This is a genomic window from Spongiimicrobium salis (genome assembly GCF_043678055.1).
GTDB classification, from domain to species: Bacteria; Bacteroidota; Bacteroidia; order Flavobacteriales; family Flavobacteriaceae; genus Spongiimicrobium; species Spongiimicrobium salis.
Window position 1 is genome coordinate 221901 of sequence record NZ_JBHEQA010000005.1, and the last position, 17786, is coordinate 239686.

14 protein-coding genes are annotated in these 17786 nt (G+C 39.9%); 3 read left to right on the forward strand and 11 right to left on the reverse strand.

All coding sequences use genetic code 11. The features are described from left to right. Positions 1-57 precede the first annotated feature (57 nt). The 6 genes from ACEXOE_RS19780 to ACEXOE_RS19805 form a co-directional block, all read right to left on the reverse strand. On the reverse strand, positions 58-2463 hold the full coding sequence (locus ACEXOE_RS19780) for a 3-hydroxyacyl-CoA dehydrogenase/enoyl-CoA hydratase family protein (RefSeq protein WP_394750589.1): 2406 nt from the start codon (positions 2461-2463) through the stop codon (positions 58-60). A gap of 27 nt (positions 2464-2490) precedes the next feature. Beyond that, positions 2491-2922, reverse strand: coding sequence for a MarR family winged helix-turn-helix transcriptional regulator (locus ACEXOE_RS19785; protein ID WP_394750590.1), 432 nt, complete (start codon positions 2920-2922; stop codon positions 2491-2493). A 236-nt stretch (positions 2923-3158) separates the two neighbouring features. Then, complete coding sequence (locus tag ACEXOE_RS19790; RefSeq protein ID WP_394750591.1) at positions 3159-4931, reverse strand: AMP-dependent synthetase/ligase; 1773 nt, start codon at positions 4929-4931, stop codon at positions 3159-3161. Positions 4932-5294: 363 nt separating this feature from the next. Further along, positions 5295-5876, reverse strand: a complete 582-nt coding sequence (gene nudK, locus ACEXOE_RS19795; protein WP_394750592.1) for a GDP-mannose pyrophosphatase NudK — start codon at positions 5874-5876, stop codon at positions 5295-5297. A 10-nt stretch (positions 5877-5886) separates the two neighbouring features. After that, positions 5887-9561 carry a phosphoribosylformylglycinamidine synthase gene (gene purL / locus ACEXOE_RS19800; protein ID WP_394750593.1) on the reverse strand — a complete coding sequence of 1225 codons (3675 nt, stop codon included), beginning with the start codon at positions 9559-9561 and terminating at the stop codon, positions 5887-5889. A gap of 144 nt (positions 9562-9705) precedes the next feature. Beyond that, on the reverse strand, positions 9706-10917 hold the full coding sequence (locus ACEXOE_RS19805; protein WP_394750594.1) for an RsmB/NOP family class I SAM-dependent RNA methyltransferase: 1212 nt from the start codon (positions 10915-10917) through the stop codon (positions 9706-9708). A 229-nt stretch (positions 10918-11146) separates the two neighbouring features. Here ACEXOE_RS19805 and ACEXOE_RS19810 point away from each other — a divergent pair, with 229 nt between their 5' ends. The 3 genes from ACEXOE_RS19810 (at position 11147) to ACEXOE_RS19820 (ending at position 13684) form a co-directional block, all read left to right on the forward strand. After that, positions 11147-12127 (forward strand): WD40/YVTN/BNR-like repeat-containing protein, encoded by a 981-nt coding sequence (locus ACEXOE_RS19810; protein WP_394750595.1) that lies wholly within the window; start codon positions 11147-11149, stop codon positions 12125-12127. Between the two features lie 93 nt (positions 12128-12220). Continuing rightward, positions 12221-12772 (forward strand): TetR/AcrR family transcriptional regulator, encoded by a 552-nt coding sequence (locus tag ACEXOE_RS19815; RefSeq protein WP_394750596.1) that lies wholly within the window; start codon positions 12221-12223, stop codon positions 12770-12772. 51 nt (positions 12773-12823) lie between these two features. Then, complete coding sequence (locus ACEXOE_RS19820; RefSeq protein ID WP_394750597.1) at positions 12824-13684, forward strand: SDR family oxidoreductase; 861 nt, start codon at positions 12824-12826, stop codon at positions 13682-13684. A gap of 185 nt (positions 13685-13869) precedes the next feature. Here the strand turns inward: ACEXOE_RS19820 and ACEXOE_RS19825 are convergent, their stop codons facing one another. The 5 genes from ACEXOE_RS19825 to ACEXOE_RS19845 all read right to left on the reverse strand — a co-directional run bounded on the left by ACEXOE_RS19825 (position 13870) and on the right by ACEXOE_RS19845 (position 17783). Then, positions 13870-14220, reverse strand: a complete 351-nt coding sequence (locus ACEXOE_RS19825; protein ID WP_394750598.1) for a DUF6515 family protein — start codon at positions 14218-14220, stop codon at positions 13870-13872. 102 nt (positions 14221-14322) lie between these two features. After that, a complete protein-coding gene (locus ACEXOE_RS19830; RefSeq protein ID WP_394750599.1) occupies positions 14323-14778 on the reverse strand; it encodes a hypothetical protein in 456 nt (151 codons plus the stop codon). Continuing rightward, entirely contained in the window at positions 14768-15286 is a 519-nt protein-coding gene (locus tag ACEXOE_RS19835; RefSeq protein WP_394750600.1) for a hypothetical protein, read from the reverse strand. The genes ACEXOE_RS19830 and ACEXOE_RS19835 overlap by 11 nt, the downstream gene beginning before the upstream one ends. A gap of 6 nt (positions 15287-15292) precedes the next feature. Beyond that, positions 15293-15841 (reverse strand): RNA polymerase sigma factor, encoded by a 549-nt coding sequence (locus ACEXOE_RS19840; protein WP_394750601.1) that lies wholly within the window; start codon positions 15839-15841, stop codon positions 15293-15295. A 106-nt stretch (positions 15842-15947) separates the two neighbouring features. Continuing rightward, the gene (locus ACEXOE_RS19845) at positions 15948-17783 is read right to left on the reverse strand and encodes an ABC transporter ATP-binding protein (protein WP_394750602.1); all 1836 of its coding nucleotides are present in this window, start codon (positions 17781-17783) and stop codon (positions 15948-15950) included. Between the last annotated feature and the right edge of the window lie 3 nt (positions 17784-17786).

Here is a 17786-nt window from a genome sequence, read left to right on the forward strand (position 1 = left end):
TTATTTAGGGTATTGCGAATTAAGATTTAAGTGTTGAGAATTGTTCATGTTTGTCATTTAGTTTCTCAATGGTTTCCCTGTTTTTAACATATGTTGAATCCTTTCCAAAGTTTTGCGTTCGGTACAAAGCGATAGGAAGGCTTCTCGTTCAATATCCAATAAATATTGTTCTGTGACCAATGTGGGTTCCGATAAATCCCCTCCGGCCATGACATAGGCCAATTTATTGGCTATTTTCTGATCGTGGGCGCTAATGTAACGGCTTGCTTCCATAGCATCCGTACCTACTAAAAACATTCCTAAGGCCTGTTTTCCCAGTACCTTCACATCTTTTCTTCTAGGGGGTTGGGTATAGCCTGCTTCCGCCATTAATTTTGCATGGGCTTTGGCCATTGCGATTTGACGGTCTTTATTGACTACGACAATGTCTTTTCCTTTCTGGAGAATACCCAGGTCATAAGCTTCATAGGCAGATGTGGATACTTTTGCCATTCCAATCGTTAAAAAGTATTCTTGCAATACATTGAGCTCCACATCATTTTTCTTAAAAGTATCTGCTGCACGTAGGGCGAATTCCTTAGAGCCACCGCCACCAGGTATGACACCTACACCAAACTCTACTAGACCAATGTATGTTTCCGCTGCTGCAACAACTTTATCCGCATGCATAGAAAGTTCACAACCCCCACCTAACGTCATCCCATGGGGGGCAGAAACAGTAGGAATTGAAGAGTAACGCATACGCATCATGGTATCTTGGAACATTTTAATGGCCATGTTCAATTCATCGTATTCTTGCTCTACAGCCATCATGAAAATCATACCAATATTGGCGCCCACCGAGAAATTGGCAGCTTGATTTCCAACAACCAATCCTTGAAAATCTTTTTCGGCCATATCGATCGCTTTGTTCAATCCGGCTAGAACATCCCCGCCAATCGTATTCATTTTGGATTGGAATTCCACATTGAGAATACCATCGCCCAAATCTTCTACCACCACACCACTGTTTTTAAAGACCTCTGTGGTTTTTCTGATATTATCCAGGATAATAAACGCATCTTGCCCAGGTACTTTTTGCATTTCCTTTTTGGGGATATCATAAAAATACGTGGCTCCATCTTTTACCGAATAAAATGAGGTCATCCCGGCTGCCAACATTTCTCCGATCCAAGCCGCAGGTTCCTGTCCTTCCTCTTTCATTATGGCAAGCGCTGCTTCTACACCAATGGCATCCCATATTTGAAATGGACCGTGTTCCCATCCGAAACCAGCTTTCATGGCATCGTCTATTTTATACAGCTCATCTGTGATTTCAGGAATGCGATGGGAAACATAAGCAAACAATGCAGCAAAACTTTTTCTGTAAAAAGCACCGGCTTTATCTTTTCCGCCTACCAATACCTTAAAACGGTCAACTACATTGTCAATCGTTTTAGTAAGTTCCAAAGTGGCAAAACTTGCTTTCTTCTTTGCACGATAATCCAATGTTTCCAGATCAAGCGAGAGGATCTCACTCTTTCCGTCATTGTTCTTTACCTTTTTATAAAAACCCTGTCCCGATTTACTGCCCAGCCATTTGTTTTCCATCATGGTGTTAATGAAATCTGGCAATTGAAACAAGGCTATTTTTTCATCATCCGGGCAATTTTCAGCAATGCCATTGGCAACGTGAACCAAGGTATCCAACCCCACGACATCAACAGTCCTAAAGGTTGCCGACTTTGGACGACCAATAACGGGTCCGGATAATTTGTCAACTTCTTCAATGGTCATTCCAAGATCTTTCACCATGTGGAAAAGACTTTGGATGCTAAAGATCCCAATTCTATTTCCTATAAAAGCAGGGGTGTCTTTGGCCACTACACTGGTTTTGCCCAAAAATTGTTCGCCATAGCCATTTAGGAAATCCAGTACTTCCGGAGAAGTCTTTGGACCAGGAATGATTTCAAATAATTTTAAATAGCGCGCCGGATTAAAAAAGTGTGTTCCACAGAAATGCTTCTGAAAATCCTCACTTCTTCCATCACTCATAAATTTAATGGGAATACCCGAAGTATTGGAAGTAATTAAAGTACCTGGAGTCCTGTGTTTTTCCAGATTTTCAAAAACCTGCTGTTTAATATCCAGACGCTCAACAACAACTTCAATGATCCAATCTACATGAGCTATTTTAGCAATATCATCCTCTAAATTTCCCGTGGTGATACGACTGGCAAATTTTTGATGATAAATAGGGGATGGTTTTGATTTTAGTGCAGTTTTAAGAGAATCGTTAACCAGACGATTACGAACGGTTTTATGTTCTAATGTTAAGCCTTTTGCTTTTTCCTTATCGGTAAGGTCTCTGGGAACAATGTCCAATAATAAAACTTCTACTCCAATATTGGCAAAATGGCATGCTATACCACTTCCCATAATTCCGGAACCTATAACTGCTACTTTTTTAATGTGCTTATTCATTGAAAACGTATGAATTAATTGTTGTCGTTAATAAATTTTCTTTTCTATAATGAGTTTGTTGATCGTTTCAGTGACTTCAAAAAAATGTTCCAGTTTTTGATCTGAAATGTGTTCTTTGACGGTATTATTGAAACGCATCACGACATCTTTTGATATTTTTCGTTTTTCCAATCCGAAGGGAGTTAAATGAATCAGTACACCTCTTCCATCCTTAGGATTTGGTTTTCGTTCAATAAGCCCCTTTTCTTCCATGCTTTTAAGTACCCTGGATAGACTTGTTGCTTCCATACCCATCTTTGGACCTAAGGCCGTGGAGGGAGTTCCAGTTTTTGGATCAATACTGAGCATGGTAAAACCAATAGCCATGGTAGTATCAAAATTCTTGGCCTCTTCATTGTACATTCGTGCAACAGCTTGCCATGTGGCACGTAGTGCATAATCAATAGTAATGTCTGTCATATTCATTTATATGAGATATCAAATATACGAAAAATTTATTATGCATGCATAATAAATTTTGAGATTTATTAAAACAATGATGAGGGAACTACGACCTTTTTTTTGCAGAAAATTCAACAAACAACGCGCACTTCCAGAACCTAAGGGTCAAGTTCAATGTTTTGATTATCAGAATGATGCATATTTTTTTATGCATCATCCTGATAGGTCAATAGTCGCGAATTCCAAAATAGCTATTAATGCTGATAAATATCGTTGTACAATGAAATGTACTTTTGTTTTACAATTTTTCGCTTTAATTTCATTGTAGGGGTAAGGTGTCCGGCATCAATGCTCCAGATATCTGGGGTTAATCTAAATTGCTTTACTTTTTCCCATTTGGCGAAATTTTCATTTGCCGAATCAACCTCTTGTTGGTAGCGGGCGATTACGGTTTCATTCTGAACCAAGTCTCCCAGGTTCTCATAGGCAATATTATTTTTCTTGGCCCAGCTTTCCAGAAATTCAAACTCAGGCTGTACTATTGCTGCAGGCATTTTTTCACCTTCACCGACCACCATGATCTGTTCAATGAATCGGGATTGTTTAAATCTGTTTTCGAGCAATTGGGGCGCCACGTATTTGCCTCCAGAGGTTTTGAACATTTCTTTTTTACGATCGGTAATTTTCAAAAACCCGTCACTGTCAATTTCTCCGATATCGCCTGTGTGGAAATATCCATCTTTTAATACCTCTGCGGTTTTCTCCGGATCTTTATAATATCCCATCATTACTTGGGGCCCTTTGACACATATTTCACCATCTTCGGCAATCTTAATCTCGGTTTGATCCAACAGTTTACCTACCGTTCCTATTCTAAAACCTCGGTTGCGCATGTCGTTAACCGAAAGCACAGGAGAAGTTTCTGTTAAGCCATAGCCTTCCATTACAGGTAGTCCGGCCGCATTGAAAATACGGGCCAACCTTGGTTGCAAGGCTGCACTTCCTGAAGAAATGGATCTTAAATTTCCACCAAGGCCTTCACTCCACTTACTAAAAATAAGCTTCCGGGCCAAGCCTAATTTTTTCTCATACCACCATCCATTTTTTCCATAAGGCTCATATTGTAAACCTACCTCAACGGCCCAGAAAAATAATTTTTTCTTGATTCCTGTCAAAGCCGTCCCTTTAGCAATGATTTTGTCATACACTTTTTCCAAGAGTCTGGGAACGGCAGTCATGACATGGGGTTGTACTTCCTTTAAATTATCGCTGATCTTATCCATGGATTCCGCAAAGTATATGGAAACCCCCTGATACAAATAGAGGTACATCATCATGCGCTCATAGATATGGCATACGGGCAAGAAACTCAATGCCCTGGCATGCTCATTTACCTCAGGCAATCTTTTGGAACTTTCAAGGGCATTGCTCACTACATTATGATGGGACAACATTACACCTTTAGGCCTCCCTGTAGTACCTGAAGTATAAATAATGGTCGCAAGATCCATGGGGTCTACAGCATTTTTCAGTTTTTCCACTTCCTCCTGGTTCGCCGTATCTGCTCCTAATTCCAATACCTCCTGCCAATTTTTACAATTGCCCAGCTCATCAAAGCTATATACTTCCTTTAAGGACGGAACATTGGCCTTAATTGCAGCTACTTTTGCATGTACTTCGGTACAAGAGACAAAGCAATAACTTGCTCCTGAATGATTTAATACATACTCATAATCTTCTTGGGATATGGTAGGATAGATAGGGACGTTTTGGGCGCCTAATTGCAATATGCCAATATCCATAATATTCCATTCCGTTCTATTGGTCATGGCTATGAGTGCAATTTTATCATTTGGTTGTACTCCTAGACGCAACAGGCCGCGGCTAATGGCATTGGCTTTGTCTACCAATTCTTGGGATGAAGTCTTTACCCATTCCCCATTGTATTTCGTGGCCAGGGAATCTTTTAAATTAAATTGCTCCAATTGATAGTATGGAAAATCGAATAGTCTAGTAATCTGCTGCATATAGGTGTTATGAAATAAGTCGAAAAAAATGAATCGTATTTATACGATTGCATCCAATAAATTGCAATTAAATAGCTGTAACGGGATGCTAGTGTTTCGCAAAATAGGAAAAGGAAATGGGATTTTAAAACAAGCTTGCTAAAAAACAGGGGAAATTATTGAAGATTAACCCAATAAAATCCTTTCAATTTTTGAATAATTCAATACTTCAAATTTCGCTTTTCTGTGTTATTGAAGGAGATAAGGTTTAACATTTCCCTTAAAAAACAGTAATGTTTCTGTTTGTTTTCAGAGATCTGTGCTGGCTAAGAATGGGAATTTTGTTGATGGTACGGCTAAGTATAATTACCCTTTAATGTTAGTTTATATAATCCCTTCCAGTTTTATGTATTGCAGCAGTAAGATGGTCTTTGCATCTTTAATTTCACCTGTTTTTACCATTTGCATCGCTTCATTGATATGAAGCTTTAAAACTTCAATATTCTCAGATTCTTCATCTACGCCACCGCCATCACTTATTTTCATGGCATCGGTGTATTCCGCGATAAAAAAATAAAGAATCTCGGTCACGGAGCCAGGGGACATATAAGCTTCAAAAACGCGTTTGACGGAAGCAATTTTAAAGCCAGTTTCTTCCTCAGTTTCTCTGCGGATGGCATCCTCAGGATTCTCATCGTCCAGTAGGCCTGCACAGGCCTCGATCATCATTCCGGAAGGATTGCCATTGATATAGGTGGGCAATCTAAATTGCCGGGTTAAGATAATGGTACTGTCCTTACTATTGTACAGTAAAATAGCTGCACCATTTCCTCGATCATAAGCCTCGCGTTCTTGACGATCCCAACTTCCATCTTTTTTTTGATAATCATAGGTGAATTTCCGAAGACTGTACCAATTGTCAGACAAGAGTTTGGATTGCACATTTTTTATAGGTTCATTTTTCATGGCTTGGGTTCTACTCCTTAGTTATCCACTTTCTGGCATTTACAAAAGCCGTTAACCACGGAGAAACTTGATCTTCCCTATCTTTGGGATAATGCGCCCAGTTCCATGGAAAAGTAGAACGTTCAATATGCGGCATTGTTACCAAATGACGTCCTGTCTTATCACATAACATGGCGGTATTATAATGACTTCCATTAGGATTTGCCGGATAGGTCTCATAGCCATATTTTGCCACAATAGCGTATTGCTCTTCCGGCATGGGTAAATTGAACTTCCCTTCACCATGCGAAATCCATACGCCCAGTGTACTTCCTTCCAGAGACGATAACATGACAGAATTGTTCTTTTGAATGGTTACCGAAGTAAAATTGCTCTCGTGCTTGCCAGAGTCATTATAGGTCATTTTAGATAAGTGTTCATGCTCTGGATTAATGAGGTCTAGTTCCAAAAAGAGCTGACATCCATTGCAAATTCCCACAGATAGGGTGTCCGGACGGGCAAAAAAGTTCTTTAAGGCGGTATTGGCTTTCTCATTGTATTTGAATGCTCCTGCCCAACCTTTTGCGCTGCCCAAAACATCGGAATTGGAAAATCCGCCGACCGCTCCTATAAATTGAATATCCTCTAGTGTTTCACGTCCGGAAATCAAATCTGTCATATGAACATCCTTAACATCAAAACCTGCCAAATACATCGCATTGGCCATTTCCCGCTCAGAATTACTTCCTTTTTCGCGAAGGATGGCTGCTTTGGGTCTAGAAGTACCTGTTTGTGGAAGCTTTCCGCTAAACGAAGAGGGGAAGCTATACGTTAAAGGTTGTACTTTATAGTTGTCGTATCGATCTTGTGCCAGGTTATTGGCTGTCTGTTTGCTATCTAATAAAAAGGAAGTTTTATACCAAGTATCGCGGAGCGAAGTGACATTTAAACCCATTTCCATTCCTGCATTCCTTATGGTCAGTGTAGGTTCAGAGACTACAGTTCCCATTTTTACAAAGGCTAGCTGTGCCTTATTTAGGACAGTTTCTACTGTTGCGTCATCCTTAGCCTGGAACACAATACCGGCATTTTCTGCGAATAGTACTTTTATAGTATCGGTTTCTCCCAAACCAGAGATATCCAATGAGGCTCCTAGATCAACATCGGCAAAACAAAGCTCCAACAAGCTAGTGATCAAGCCACCGGAAGCAACGTCGTGCCCTGCCAAAATTTGTCCATCTACGATAAGACTTTGCAAGGTGTTGAACACGCTTTTTACGTAGGCCGCATCCTCAACATTGGGAGCCTCGCTGCCTATGACGTTTAAAACTTGCCCAAAAGAAGACCCTCCTAATTTATAGTCGTCCTTAGAGATATTGATATAATAGATAGAACCGCCCTTTTTTTGTAATACGGGTTCTACAATTTTTGAAATAGTATTGCAATTGCCCGCAGCCGATATGATTACCGTTCCAGGAGCTATTACCTCTGCATCTGGGTATTTTTGTTTCATGGAGAGGGAATCCTTCCCGGTGGGAACATTGATGCCTAAAGCTATGGCAAAATCGGATATCGCCTCCACAGCAGTGTACAAACGGGCATCTTCTCCCTCATTTTTGCAAGGCCACATCCAGTTGGCAGATAAAGAGATTCCTTGCAAGCCATTTTTTAAAGGAGCCCAGATGATATTGGTCAAGGCCTCCGTAATACTATTTCTGCTACCGGCAACAGGGTCAATTAACCCAGAAATGGGTGAGTGTCCTATGGCAGTTGCAATGCCTTCCTTTCCTTTATAATCCAAAGCCATCGCGCCACAATTATTTAGAGGAAGTTGTAACGGTCCAACACACTGTTGTTTGGCCACCAATCCTCCCACGCAACGATCTACCTTGTTCGTAAGCCAATCTTTACAGGCAACGGCCTCTAATTGCAATACCTGGTCCAAATAGTTATGAAAGTATTCCAATGTATAGGTAGCATCACTGTAATTCCGAGTGATCGTTTTGTCTTTGAGTATTGTTTTTGGGGAACTTCCAAACATATCGGACAACTGTAAGTCCATAGGTTTTTGTCCCGTAGTTTCTGATTCAAAAGTAAACCTATGATCTCCTGTAACATCACCAACTTCATAGATTGGGGAACGTTCCCGTTCCGCAATACGCTGTAGCGTGGCAATATCATTCTTACCAATCACCAATCCCATGCGTTCTTGGGACTCGTTACCAATAATTTCCTTTGCAGAAAGGGTGGGGTCGCCCACTGGAAGTTTGTCTAAATCTATTTTTCCACCCGTATCTTCTACCAGTTCCGAAAGGCAATTTAAATGGCCTCCCGCACCATGGTCGTGAATGGAAACAATTAAGTTTTCCTCACTTTCTACCAGTCCGCGAACCGCATTGGCTGCTCTTTTTTGCATTTCGGGATTGGATCGTTGTATGGCATTCAATTCTATGGCCGCGCTAAAGGCTCCTGTATCTGCACTGGACACTGCAGCACCTCCCATGCCTATTCGGTAATTGTCCCCACCGAGAATAACGATTTTATCTCCGGTTTTTGGAGTATCCTTAAGGGCTTGTTCCGCTTTTCCGTATCCAATACCTCCCGCTTGCATGATTACCTTGTCAAAGCCTAGTTTGCGCCCATTACCATGGTGATTTTCTTCTTGATGCTCAAAAGTTAACACGGAACCACTGATCAATGGCTGTCCAAATTTATTGCCAAAATCAGAAGCTCCATTGGAGGCTTTAATAAGGATATCCATTGGGGTTTGATACAGCCATTTTCGTTCTGGCATTCCTTTTTCCCAAGGCCTATTTTCTTCCAAACGGGAATAAGAGGTCATGTATACGGCAGTTCCTGCTAAAGGAATAGATCCTTTTCCCCCTGCCAAGCGATCTCGTATTTCTCCCCCAGATCCCGTGGCAGCTCCGTTAAAAGGTTCCACGGTGGTTGGAAAGTTATGGGTCTCCGCTTTTAACGATATCACGGATTCATATTCCTTTTCAGTGTAGAAATCCGGTTTATCTGCTGTCTTAGGTGCAAATTGAGTCACTTTGGGTCCTTTGATGAAGGCGACATTATCTTTATATGCAGAAACGATTTCATTTGGATTTTGCTGCGATGTTTTTTTGATGAGCTTAAAAAGGGATGTAGGTTTTTCTTCTCCATCAATGACAAAACTGCCATTGAAAATTTTATGCCGGCAATGTTCGGAATTCACTTGACTAAAACCAAAAACTTCAGAATCCGTTAATTTGCGACCTATTTTACGGCTCACTTCCTCTAAATAATGTACTTCTTCCGTACTTAGGGCGAGTCCTTCCTCCTCATTAAAATCAACAATGGAATCAATTTCCAGAATAGGTTCAGGAGCAATTTCAATACTAAAAACGTCTTGGTCCAGACCCTCATATTTGTGAAAAAGCATGGGGTCAAAATTAGTATCTTCTTTATGGGAGGCCCTGAATTCCTCAATGCGGAGAATTCCCGAAATTCCCATATTCTGTGTAATTTCAGTAGCATTGGTACTCCAGGGGGTAATCATGGCGGCCCGAGGTCCAACAAAAAAGGCGTCCAAAGACGCCACGTTTATTTTAGGTTGGTTGCCGAACAACCATGTCAATTTTGAAATAGTCTCCTGTGAAAGTTCCTGATTGGTTTGGACCGCAAAAACTTTGATAGCTACGTCCCCGAAGAAATGAATCATTGAATTCCTGAATTGTTTGTTAAAGAAGCCACAAATTTACGCTTTTTAAGTGTAAAAAGAACAGGGAAGTAATGAACAGTTTTCAACGAAATTGTTAATAGCCCATTATGCTTTTAAAAAAGGCTTTTTTATCAGGGAAACCAATTAGTTTCTTTCCAATAGGGCCATATAGAAACCGTCGAAACCACTTTTGGACGCATATATTTTCTTTTCTTTGACAAGTTTAAAATCGGACCCTTCCTCGGATTTCAAAAATGCACTTACCTGATCATGGTTTTCCTGTGGAAGTATAGAACAGGTGGCATAGACCAATTTTCCTTCTTTTTTTACAATTTTACTATAGCGTCTGAGTATCTCTTGCTGGGTTTCAACAATTTTATCCAGAAAATCTGGCCGCAACTTCCATTTGGTATCTGGGTTTCTTCGCAGCACTCCAAGCCCAGTACAAGGGGCATCGATAAGCACTCTATCGGCGCTACCATATAGTTTCTTAATGACTTTGGTAGATTCAATCTCCCGGGTTTCAATATTGTGCGCCCCATTGCGTCGGGCACGACGTTTTAACTCCTTTAATTTGCTCCCATAGATATCCATGGCAATCAACTGTCCCTTGTTTTCCATAAGGGACGCCAAATGTAAGGATTTGCCACCTGCGCCTGCACAGGTATCCACGACACGATGTCCTGGCTGCACATCCAGCAATGGAGCTACCAATTGTGAGGAGGCATCCTGAACTTCAAAAAGCCCTTTTTTAAAGGCTTCCGTCACAAAGACATTGCTGCGTTCCGGGAGGCGTAAGGCAGAAGCATATCCTTTGATAGGTTCGGTAAGAATCCCCTCATCCCGAAGCTGGTGATGCAGTTTTTCTTTGGTAGTTTTTAGGGTATTGGTCCTTAGGATCACCTCTGCTTTCTTATTTAGAGCCGTAATTTCCTCATTCCATAATTGTTCTCCCAAAGCTTTTTCAGCAATCTCATCGATCCAATCAGGAATAGCTTCCTTAAATTTTCGAATTTTAGAGAGTTCATCGAACCTTCCTTTAATTTTTCGTTTTGGTACGGGTTCCAATTGTTTCCAATCTGGGAGCTCAATGCCTCTTAGTGTTGCCCAAACCACGAAAATTCTGAAGAGGTTTGCTCTGCTGTAAGGCGCCTTTACTTGAGCAATTTCTGTATACAGTCTTTTGTAACGCACAATTTCATAGGTAGTTTCCGCAATAAAACCGCGATCCCGTGCTCCCCATCGTTTATCAAATTTCAATACTTTTTGTACTACCTTATCGGCATATTCTCCTTCATTGAATATAAAATTCAAAGCATCGATAACGGCAAACACCAAATTCCTATGTAATCGCATCCTAAAAAATTAAGAATGCAAAGGTACACTTTTGAAATTGTTTACATGTAGTATCCAAAATATCCGATAAGCCTCTTATGATCTATGAATATGGAGGGAGACCCAGTTTTTGTTTTTGGGAAAAACAAAGATGTTTTTTGTAAGTGATACCAAAGGACACTTTTTATTGCTACATTTAGGCATGCGAACACTCCTTTTACTTTGTTGCCTTTTTCTGGTTTTATCCTGTATGGAAAAGGAAAAATCACATCAATACACTGCCGTAGCCATTGAAACAGTCTATGAAGATTCCACTAGTATCAGAGCCATTGAGATCATGCCCGGGAACCTTGCCTTTGCGGGCAGTAATGGCATATATGGTACTGTAAATACCACGAATCAAAAAGTACGTGATGATAGAATGGTCTATGATACTATAATCCCTGCCTTTAGAGCTGTTGCCCATACGTCCAATGATTTTTTTATGCTTTCAATAGGTTCGCCGGCCTTATTGTATAAAACCGCTGGTGGCGGAAAAATGGAAGTAGTTTATAAAGAAGAAGGAGAGGGCGTTTTTTATGATGCCATGACCTTTTGGAACAATCAGGAAGGAATAGCCGTAGGCGATAGTAGAAATGGTTGTCTCTCTGTTATTATTACTAGGGATGGAGGAGGTAGTTGGCAGAAAACGCCTTGTACTGCTATGCCAGAAGCCCCCAAAGGAGAAGGAGCCTTTGCAGCCAGTAATACCAATGTTGTGGTCAAAGGTAGTCGTACATGGATTGCAACTACAAGTGGCACGGTCTATTTTTCTCCGGACAAAGGAATTTCTTGGGAAGTGATGCAAACTCCCATAATCCATGAAAAGGAAACCGAGGGAATTTATAGTATTGCCTTTTATGACGAAGCATTGGGGTTTGCTATTGGAGGGGATTATACTTCACCCGAAATCAGCACAGCCAATAAAGCCATTACTTTTGATGGGGGACGTCATTGGGAGAGTATCGCCAATGGGGTAGAACCTGATTATAAAAGTTGCGTGCAATTTATACCAAATTCTGGGGGAAATGATTTGGTTGCTCTGGGGTTTACAGGAATTTCGTATTCTTCAACAATGGGGAAAACTTGGAAAGAACTTTCTGAGGAACCGTTCTATACCATCCGATTTTTAAACGATTCTGTGGCCTATGCAGCTGGAAGGAATCGCATTGCCAGACTGACGTTTAGGTAATCAAATAGGAGGAACTGATTGGAATGCATACTTAGAAATCCGAAAATTTAAATTTAATTTGGAATAATTATTCCAAAAAAGTAGTTTTGCAAAGTGAACAAAAAGGAAAGCATAGTAGCGGCCGCACTTCGTCTTCTTACGGAGAATGGTATCCACAATACCCCAATGTCCGCCATTGCAAAATCGGCAGGGACCGGTATGGGAACCATTTATAATTATTACCCGAATAAAGCACTATTGATCAACGAAATTTATCTTGATATCAAAGAAAAGGAAAAGGCGGTATTTGCGGCATTCAATGTGCATAAACCTATTAAAACACAATTTGAAGACTATTTTGAGTCCATTATTACTTTTTTTATAGAAAATCCGGTCTACTATCGGTTTATGGAGCAATTACAGGCATCACCAATGATCACCAAAGAAAATAGGGCCAAGGGGGAAATGTCTATAGCTCCCTTCCTTGATTTACTGGTAAAGGGCAAAGAAGAAAGGGTCATTAAAGCTATAGAAACAGAAGAAATACTGACGTTTGTGGGAGGAGCGGTATTGTCCTATTTACGATGGTACTTTAGCCAGGAGGGAAAGACGAAGAGTGCGATGGAAAATCAGATCAAAATGGTGTGGGACGCCATCAAGGAATAAAAAAATTTGAATATAAATTGGAATGAATGTTCATTCCATAATTAAAATAAAATGACTAAAAATGTATTGATTACCGGGACTTCTACCGGAGTAGGGTTGGAAACGGCCCTTCTTTTCGCTAAGAACAATTATAAGGTATATGCCAGTATGCGAAATCTGGATAAGGCAGAGGACCTAAAAGAGAAAATTGAAGCAGATAAATTGAATATCGAACTGCTCCATCTGGACGTGACCGATGTGGTTTCCATTCAAGCTGCAGTGAATACCATTGTAGAAAAGGATGGGAGAATAGATATATTGGTAAATAATGCCGGTGCAGGTTTTGCCAAAACTACGGAACAAGCCACGATTGAAGAAATCAAATGGGTTACCGAAGTGAATTATCATGGAGTGGTTTATTGCACGCAAGCAGTACTTCCATTCATGAGGGCACAGAAATCTGGTCAAATCATCAATATTACTTCTGTTGGGGGATTGGTTGGGCAACCGTTCAATGAATTGTATTGTGGCGCAAAGTTTGCTGTTGAAGGCTTTATGGAGGGGCTTGCTACTTATGTGGGAGAGGCCTTTAATATTAAGATTACCAATCTGGAGCCTGGAGGAATAACTACGGCTTTTATGGCTTCAGCCATTGAAAATACAGTTGTTGAAGGGCAATTTGCCACAGGGGAATATGCCCCGATTTTTGAACGATATATGGCCGGGAATCAGAAAAGGGCCAGTGAATCTAAAGAACAAGTGTATCAGACAGGCTTGGAAGTAGCCCAAGTGGTACTGGAAATCGCTGAAAATGAAAACCCACCTTTACGTCTGGGTACTTCCACATGGGCCGAAGATTTTTGTAAACTAAAAACATTGGCTGATCCAGATGGCACAAAAATAGTGCAACAAATAGCCGAAAGCTTTTTATGATAAGAGATAAGATTACATCTTGCGATCTATTTCCAATATAGGTATTGAGAAAAGCCTTTGTGATTTATAAAAGGACTTTATACGTATCGTGCATGGATTCTTTGAGATATAAAAAAGCACAAACTATGGTGGTTTGTGCTTTTTTTAATACGAAATTCTCCAATAAGAATACGATGGCTATATATCTAAACCGTAACTACAACAAAGCCGCCTCTTTTTTTCTTATACCATACACCTTTATACTTGTATAGTTTTCTTCCATTGATTTTTACCACTTTGTTTCCTCTGGGCAACGTCCTTACTTTAATACCAACGGGTGCTGCACATACGACATAATTTCTTCCTCTTTTTTTGTACCAAACTCCCTTGGAAAAGTGGAAATTTGCTTTTTTAAAGACTATTTTTTTTGGCTTGTAGATTTTGGTGACAACGGTCCCATGTTTCGGGTATACCTTAACTACTTTGGTTTGTGCATTCAAAGAAAATATAGTTCCCAAAAGAACAACTGCCGCTACTATTAATTTCAAATTTTTCATGTCATCATTATTTATGGGTTATATCTTTTTGACCGTATTTTAGCGTGATGGTTTAATGAAAAAAGGAGCCATTTGGCTCCTTTTTAATGTCATTTGTCGAATTTATGGCCTATTGCGCCTTTCGCCCTGCTTGTGACGATACTGTCTGAGCAAGCGACGTTTAAAAGCATGCTCCGCTTTAAATAAGGCGAATATTTTTTTTGCACCTAAGACGTTGTTCAATGCCTTTAAATATTGTTTTTCCGCCAAATGCTTCTTTTCCTGGATTTTCATATGCTTTTCCAATAAAACCTCGGCTTCCTTATCCGGCAAACTGGCGATATCTTCTAAGGCACCATAAATTTCCTTACGTTCTTCCTTTCGGTAATCATCCATCTTTTTTCGATGTTCATTATATATAGGCCAGAACTGCTGTGCCTGCGCGGAAGATAAATCCAATCGTTCTGTTAGAAAGGCAATTCTTAATGCTTCTATTTTATCTTTATTTTCCCTACGTTGTCCATAAATGAATGTGGTACTTAAGAGTACCAATAGGACAACAATATTTTTACTGTTCATAATCCAATAAATTTAAATCTTCAAAATCGCTCGTATTTGTATCTAAATATTCTATAATCGCGCTATCTTCAATTGTGGTTTCTGTTATGGAAAGAATCTCAAGGTCGCTTTCAGAAATGGCTTCTGCAAGTTCGTACGAATCCAATTCGTTGACGTTCACATCAAAATAATTTTCAATATCGGAAGCTGCCAAATCCTCAAAAGTAATTGTTTTTGGTTCCATAAATATCATCCCGAATACCATTAAGATGGCAGCCGCTACCCCAGCTATAGCATAATAAAGCGTCTTATTTTGCTTGTGCAGTGGTATTATTTTGGTGTCTTCTTCTTCCCCTAACTTTTTGGTGAGACTATCGTAAAGCCCGTCAAAGTACTTTTCGGGCACTTTAAATCCATCGGTATCGGTAGCCGGGTCTTCTTTAGGAAGTTTATCCATTAGTTTAGTGGTAAACCCTTCTAAATACTCTTCAGGAATTTTAAAATCTTTATGTTGTTCCTTTTTTTTCATAACATCTTATTCATGCTCGTCAGTCAAATACTGTTCCAATTTTTTTACAGCCAAATGATAGGAAGCTTTTAAAGCACCTATCGAAGTATCCAGGATTTCCGAAATTTCCTGATATTTCAACGCTTCAAAATACTTCATATTGAATACCAGACGCTGTTTTTCAGGTAGAGCGGCAATGGCTTTTTGCAACTGCAACTGAATGGCATCGCCTTCAAAATATACATCTGCTTGCAACTCGGTCAACATCTGCTTTTGCAGCGCTTCACTACCCACTCCCAACTTTTTCGACTTTTGTTTTAAAAAAGTCAAAGCCTCGTTGGTAGCAATACGATACATCCAGGAGTATAGCTTGCTATCTCCTTTAAAGGATTGAATATTGCGATATACTTTGATGAAGGTATTTTGTAAAACATCATCGGTATCGTCATGATTCAATACAATCCGACGGATATGCCAATACAGGCGTTCTTTGTATGTATTGACAAGAAACTCAAAGGCTTTTGCCTGCAAGCTATTGTCCTGTAATTGTCGTATTAAGGTGGCTTCTTCGATCAAATGATAACTATCTAATTCCCTAGTAAGACGTTTCTTTTTGAAAAAGGTTTAATCTTCCTCAAGATAGGATATCCTGAGGAGAGATTCCAATATATTGGAAATGTTTTTAGACCCTACCAAAAGATTGCATGTCCACTAGTTTTTTGTAGACCCCTTGGGCAGCCAAAAGTTCTTGATGCGTTCCCTTTTCTACAATTTTCCCTTTTTGAAGTACTACGATAGTATCGGCATTTTGGATGGTGGATAAACGATGTGCAATGACAATTGAGGTACGATTCAACATCATTTTTTCCAAAGCATCCTGAACTAAACGTTCCCCTTCCGTATCCAAAGCCGAAGTAGCTTCATCCAAAATCATGATCGGGGAATTTCGCAATACGGCCCTTGCAATGGAAAGACGTTGCTTTTGTCCACCGCTTAATTTGCTCCCTCCATCTCCAATATTGGTATCATAACCTTGGGGCAGATCAACGATAAACTCATGTGCATTGGCCACTTTGGCCGCAGCAATAATTTCTTCTTGGCTAGCATTTTCATTGCCCATGCCAATATTATTTTTTACACTGTCATTGAATAAAATGGAATCCTGTGTGATAAGACTGAATAAAGATCGTAAAGATTTCTTCTTAAGATCTTTGATATTCGTGCCATCGATGGTGATTTCTCCTTCGTTTACGTCATAAAAACGAGTAACCAAATTGGCAATGGTACTTTTTCCACTTCCGGATTGTCCAACAAGGGCAATGGACTGTCCTTTGGCCACTGTGAGATTAAAATTTTTCAATACGTAATCATCTTCATATTTAAAGGAGATATTATTGATATGGACTCCTTCCTCAAAAGAGTTCTTCGCTATGGCATTTTCTTTTTCAACAATCACATTTTTCGTTTCCAAAATCTCAAAAATACGTTCTGCCGAAGCGTTTCCTTTTTTGATATTGTAATTTACCGTGGTAATTGATTTTACGGGGTTGATGATGGTATAAAATAAGCCAATGTAACCCATGAACTTTTGAGGGGTCAAATCGCTTTGGCCTCCTAGGACCAAACTTCCACCGTACCAGAGGACGGTGATTACAACCACAACGCCCAAAAATTCACTAAAGGGAGAGGCCAGGCCTTTTCGCTGAAGAACTGCGATCATGATTTTTTTGAATTTGGCCGTAGAATTCATGAATTTTTTAGAAAGTTTAGTTTCCGCATTGAATCCTTTGATAATTTTAAGTCCACCCAAGGTCTCTTCAATGAAAGAGAGAAAAACCCCAGTTTCCTTTTGGGCCTCCAATGATTGTGCCTTCAAACGCTTCCCTACGATGGAAATCAGAAAACCTGCGATGGGTAAAAAAATAAAAACGAATAAAGTCAATTTTACACTGATTGCCAACATGGAAATTAGTACAATTGTGATGGTAATGGGTTCTCTAGCCAAGGCTTCCAGAGAATTAATAATGGAACTTTCCACTTCTTTGACATCGGAGGTCATTCGGGCCAGAAGATCTCCTTTTTTCTGTTCCGTAAAATAAGATAACGGAAGATCTATGGTTTTTAGGTAAAGTTGATCTTGAATATCCTTTACCATTCCCGTTCTTAAGTAGGCCAGTACAAACATGGCAGCATAGCGGAAGAGGTTTTTTAGGAAGAATATGACAATACTGGCAATACAAATAAAAACCAGAGCTGCTACGGGGCCTTCCATTTCAATTTTTTGGGAAAGAAAGAAATTCAAGGATCCTTCGGCATATTCCTGTAGATTCCCGAGACCCGTATAAACAGGTGCCTTGACCACTTCTTCTTGCTTATCGAATAGAATTCCCAATGTGGGAATGAAAATGATAATGGATAAAACATTGAAAACGGAATATAAGATGTTGAATATAACGTTTAGAAATGCGTAGAATTTATACGGTTTGGCAAACTGTAAAATCTTCTTGAAATAATTCATGCA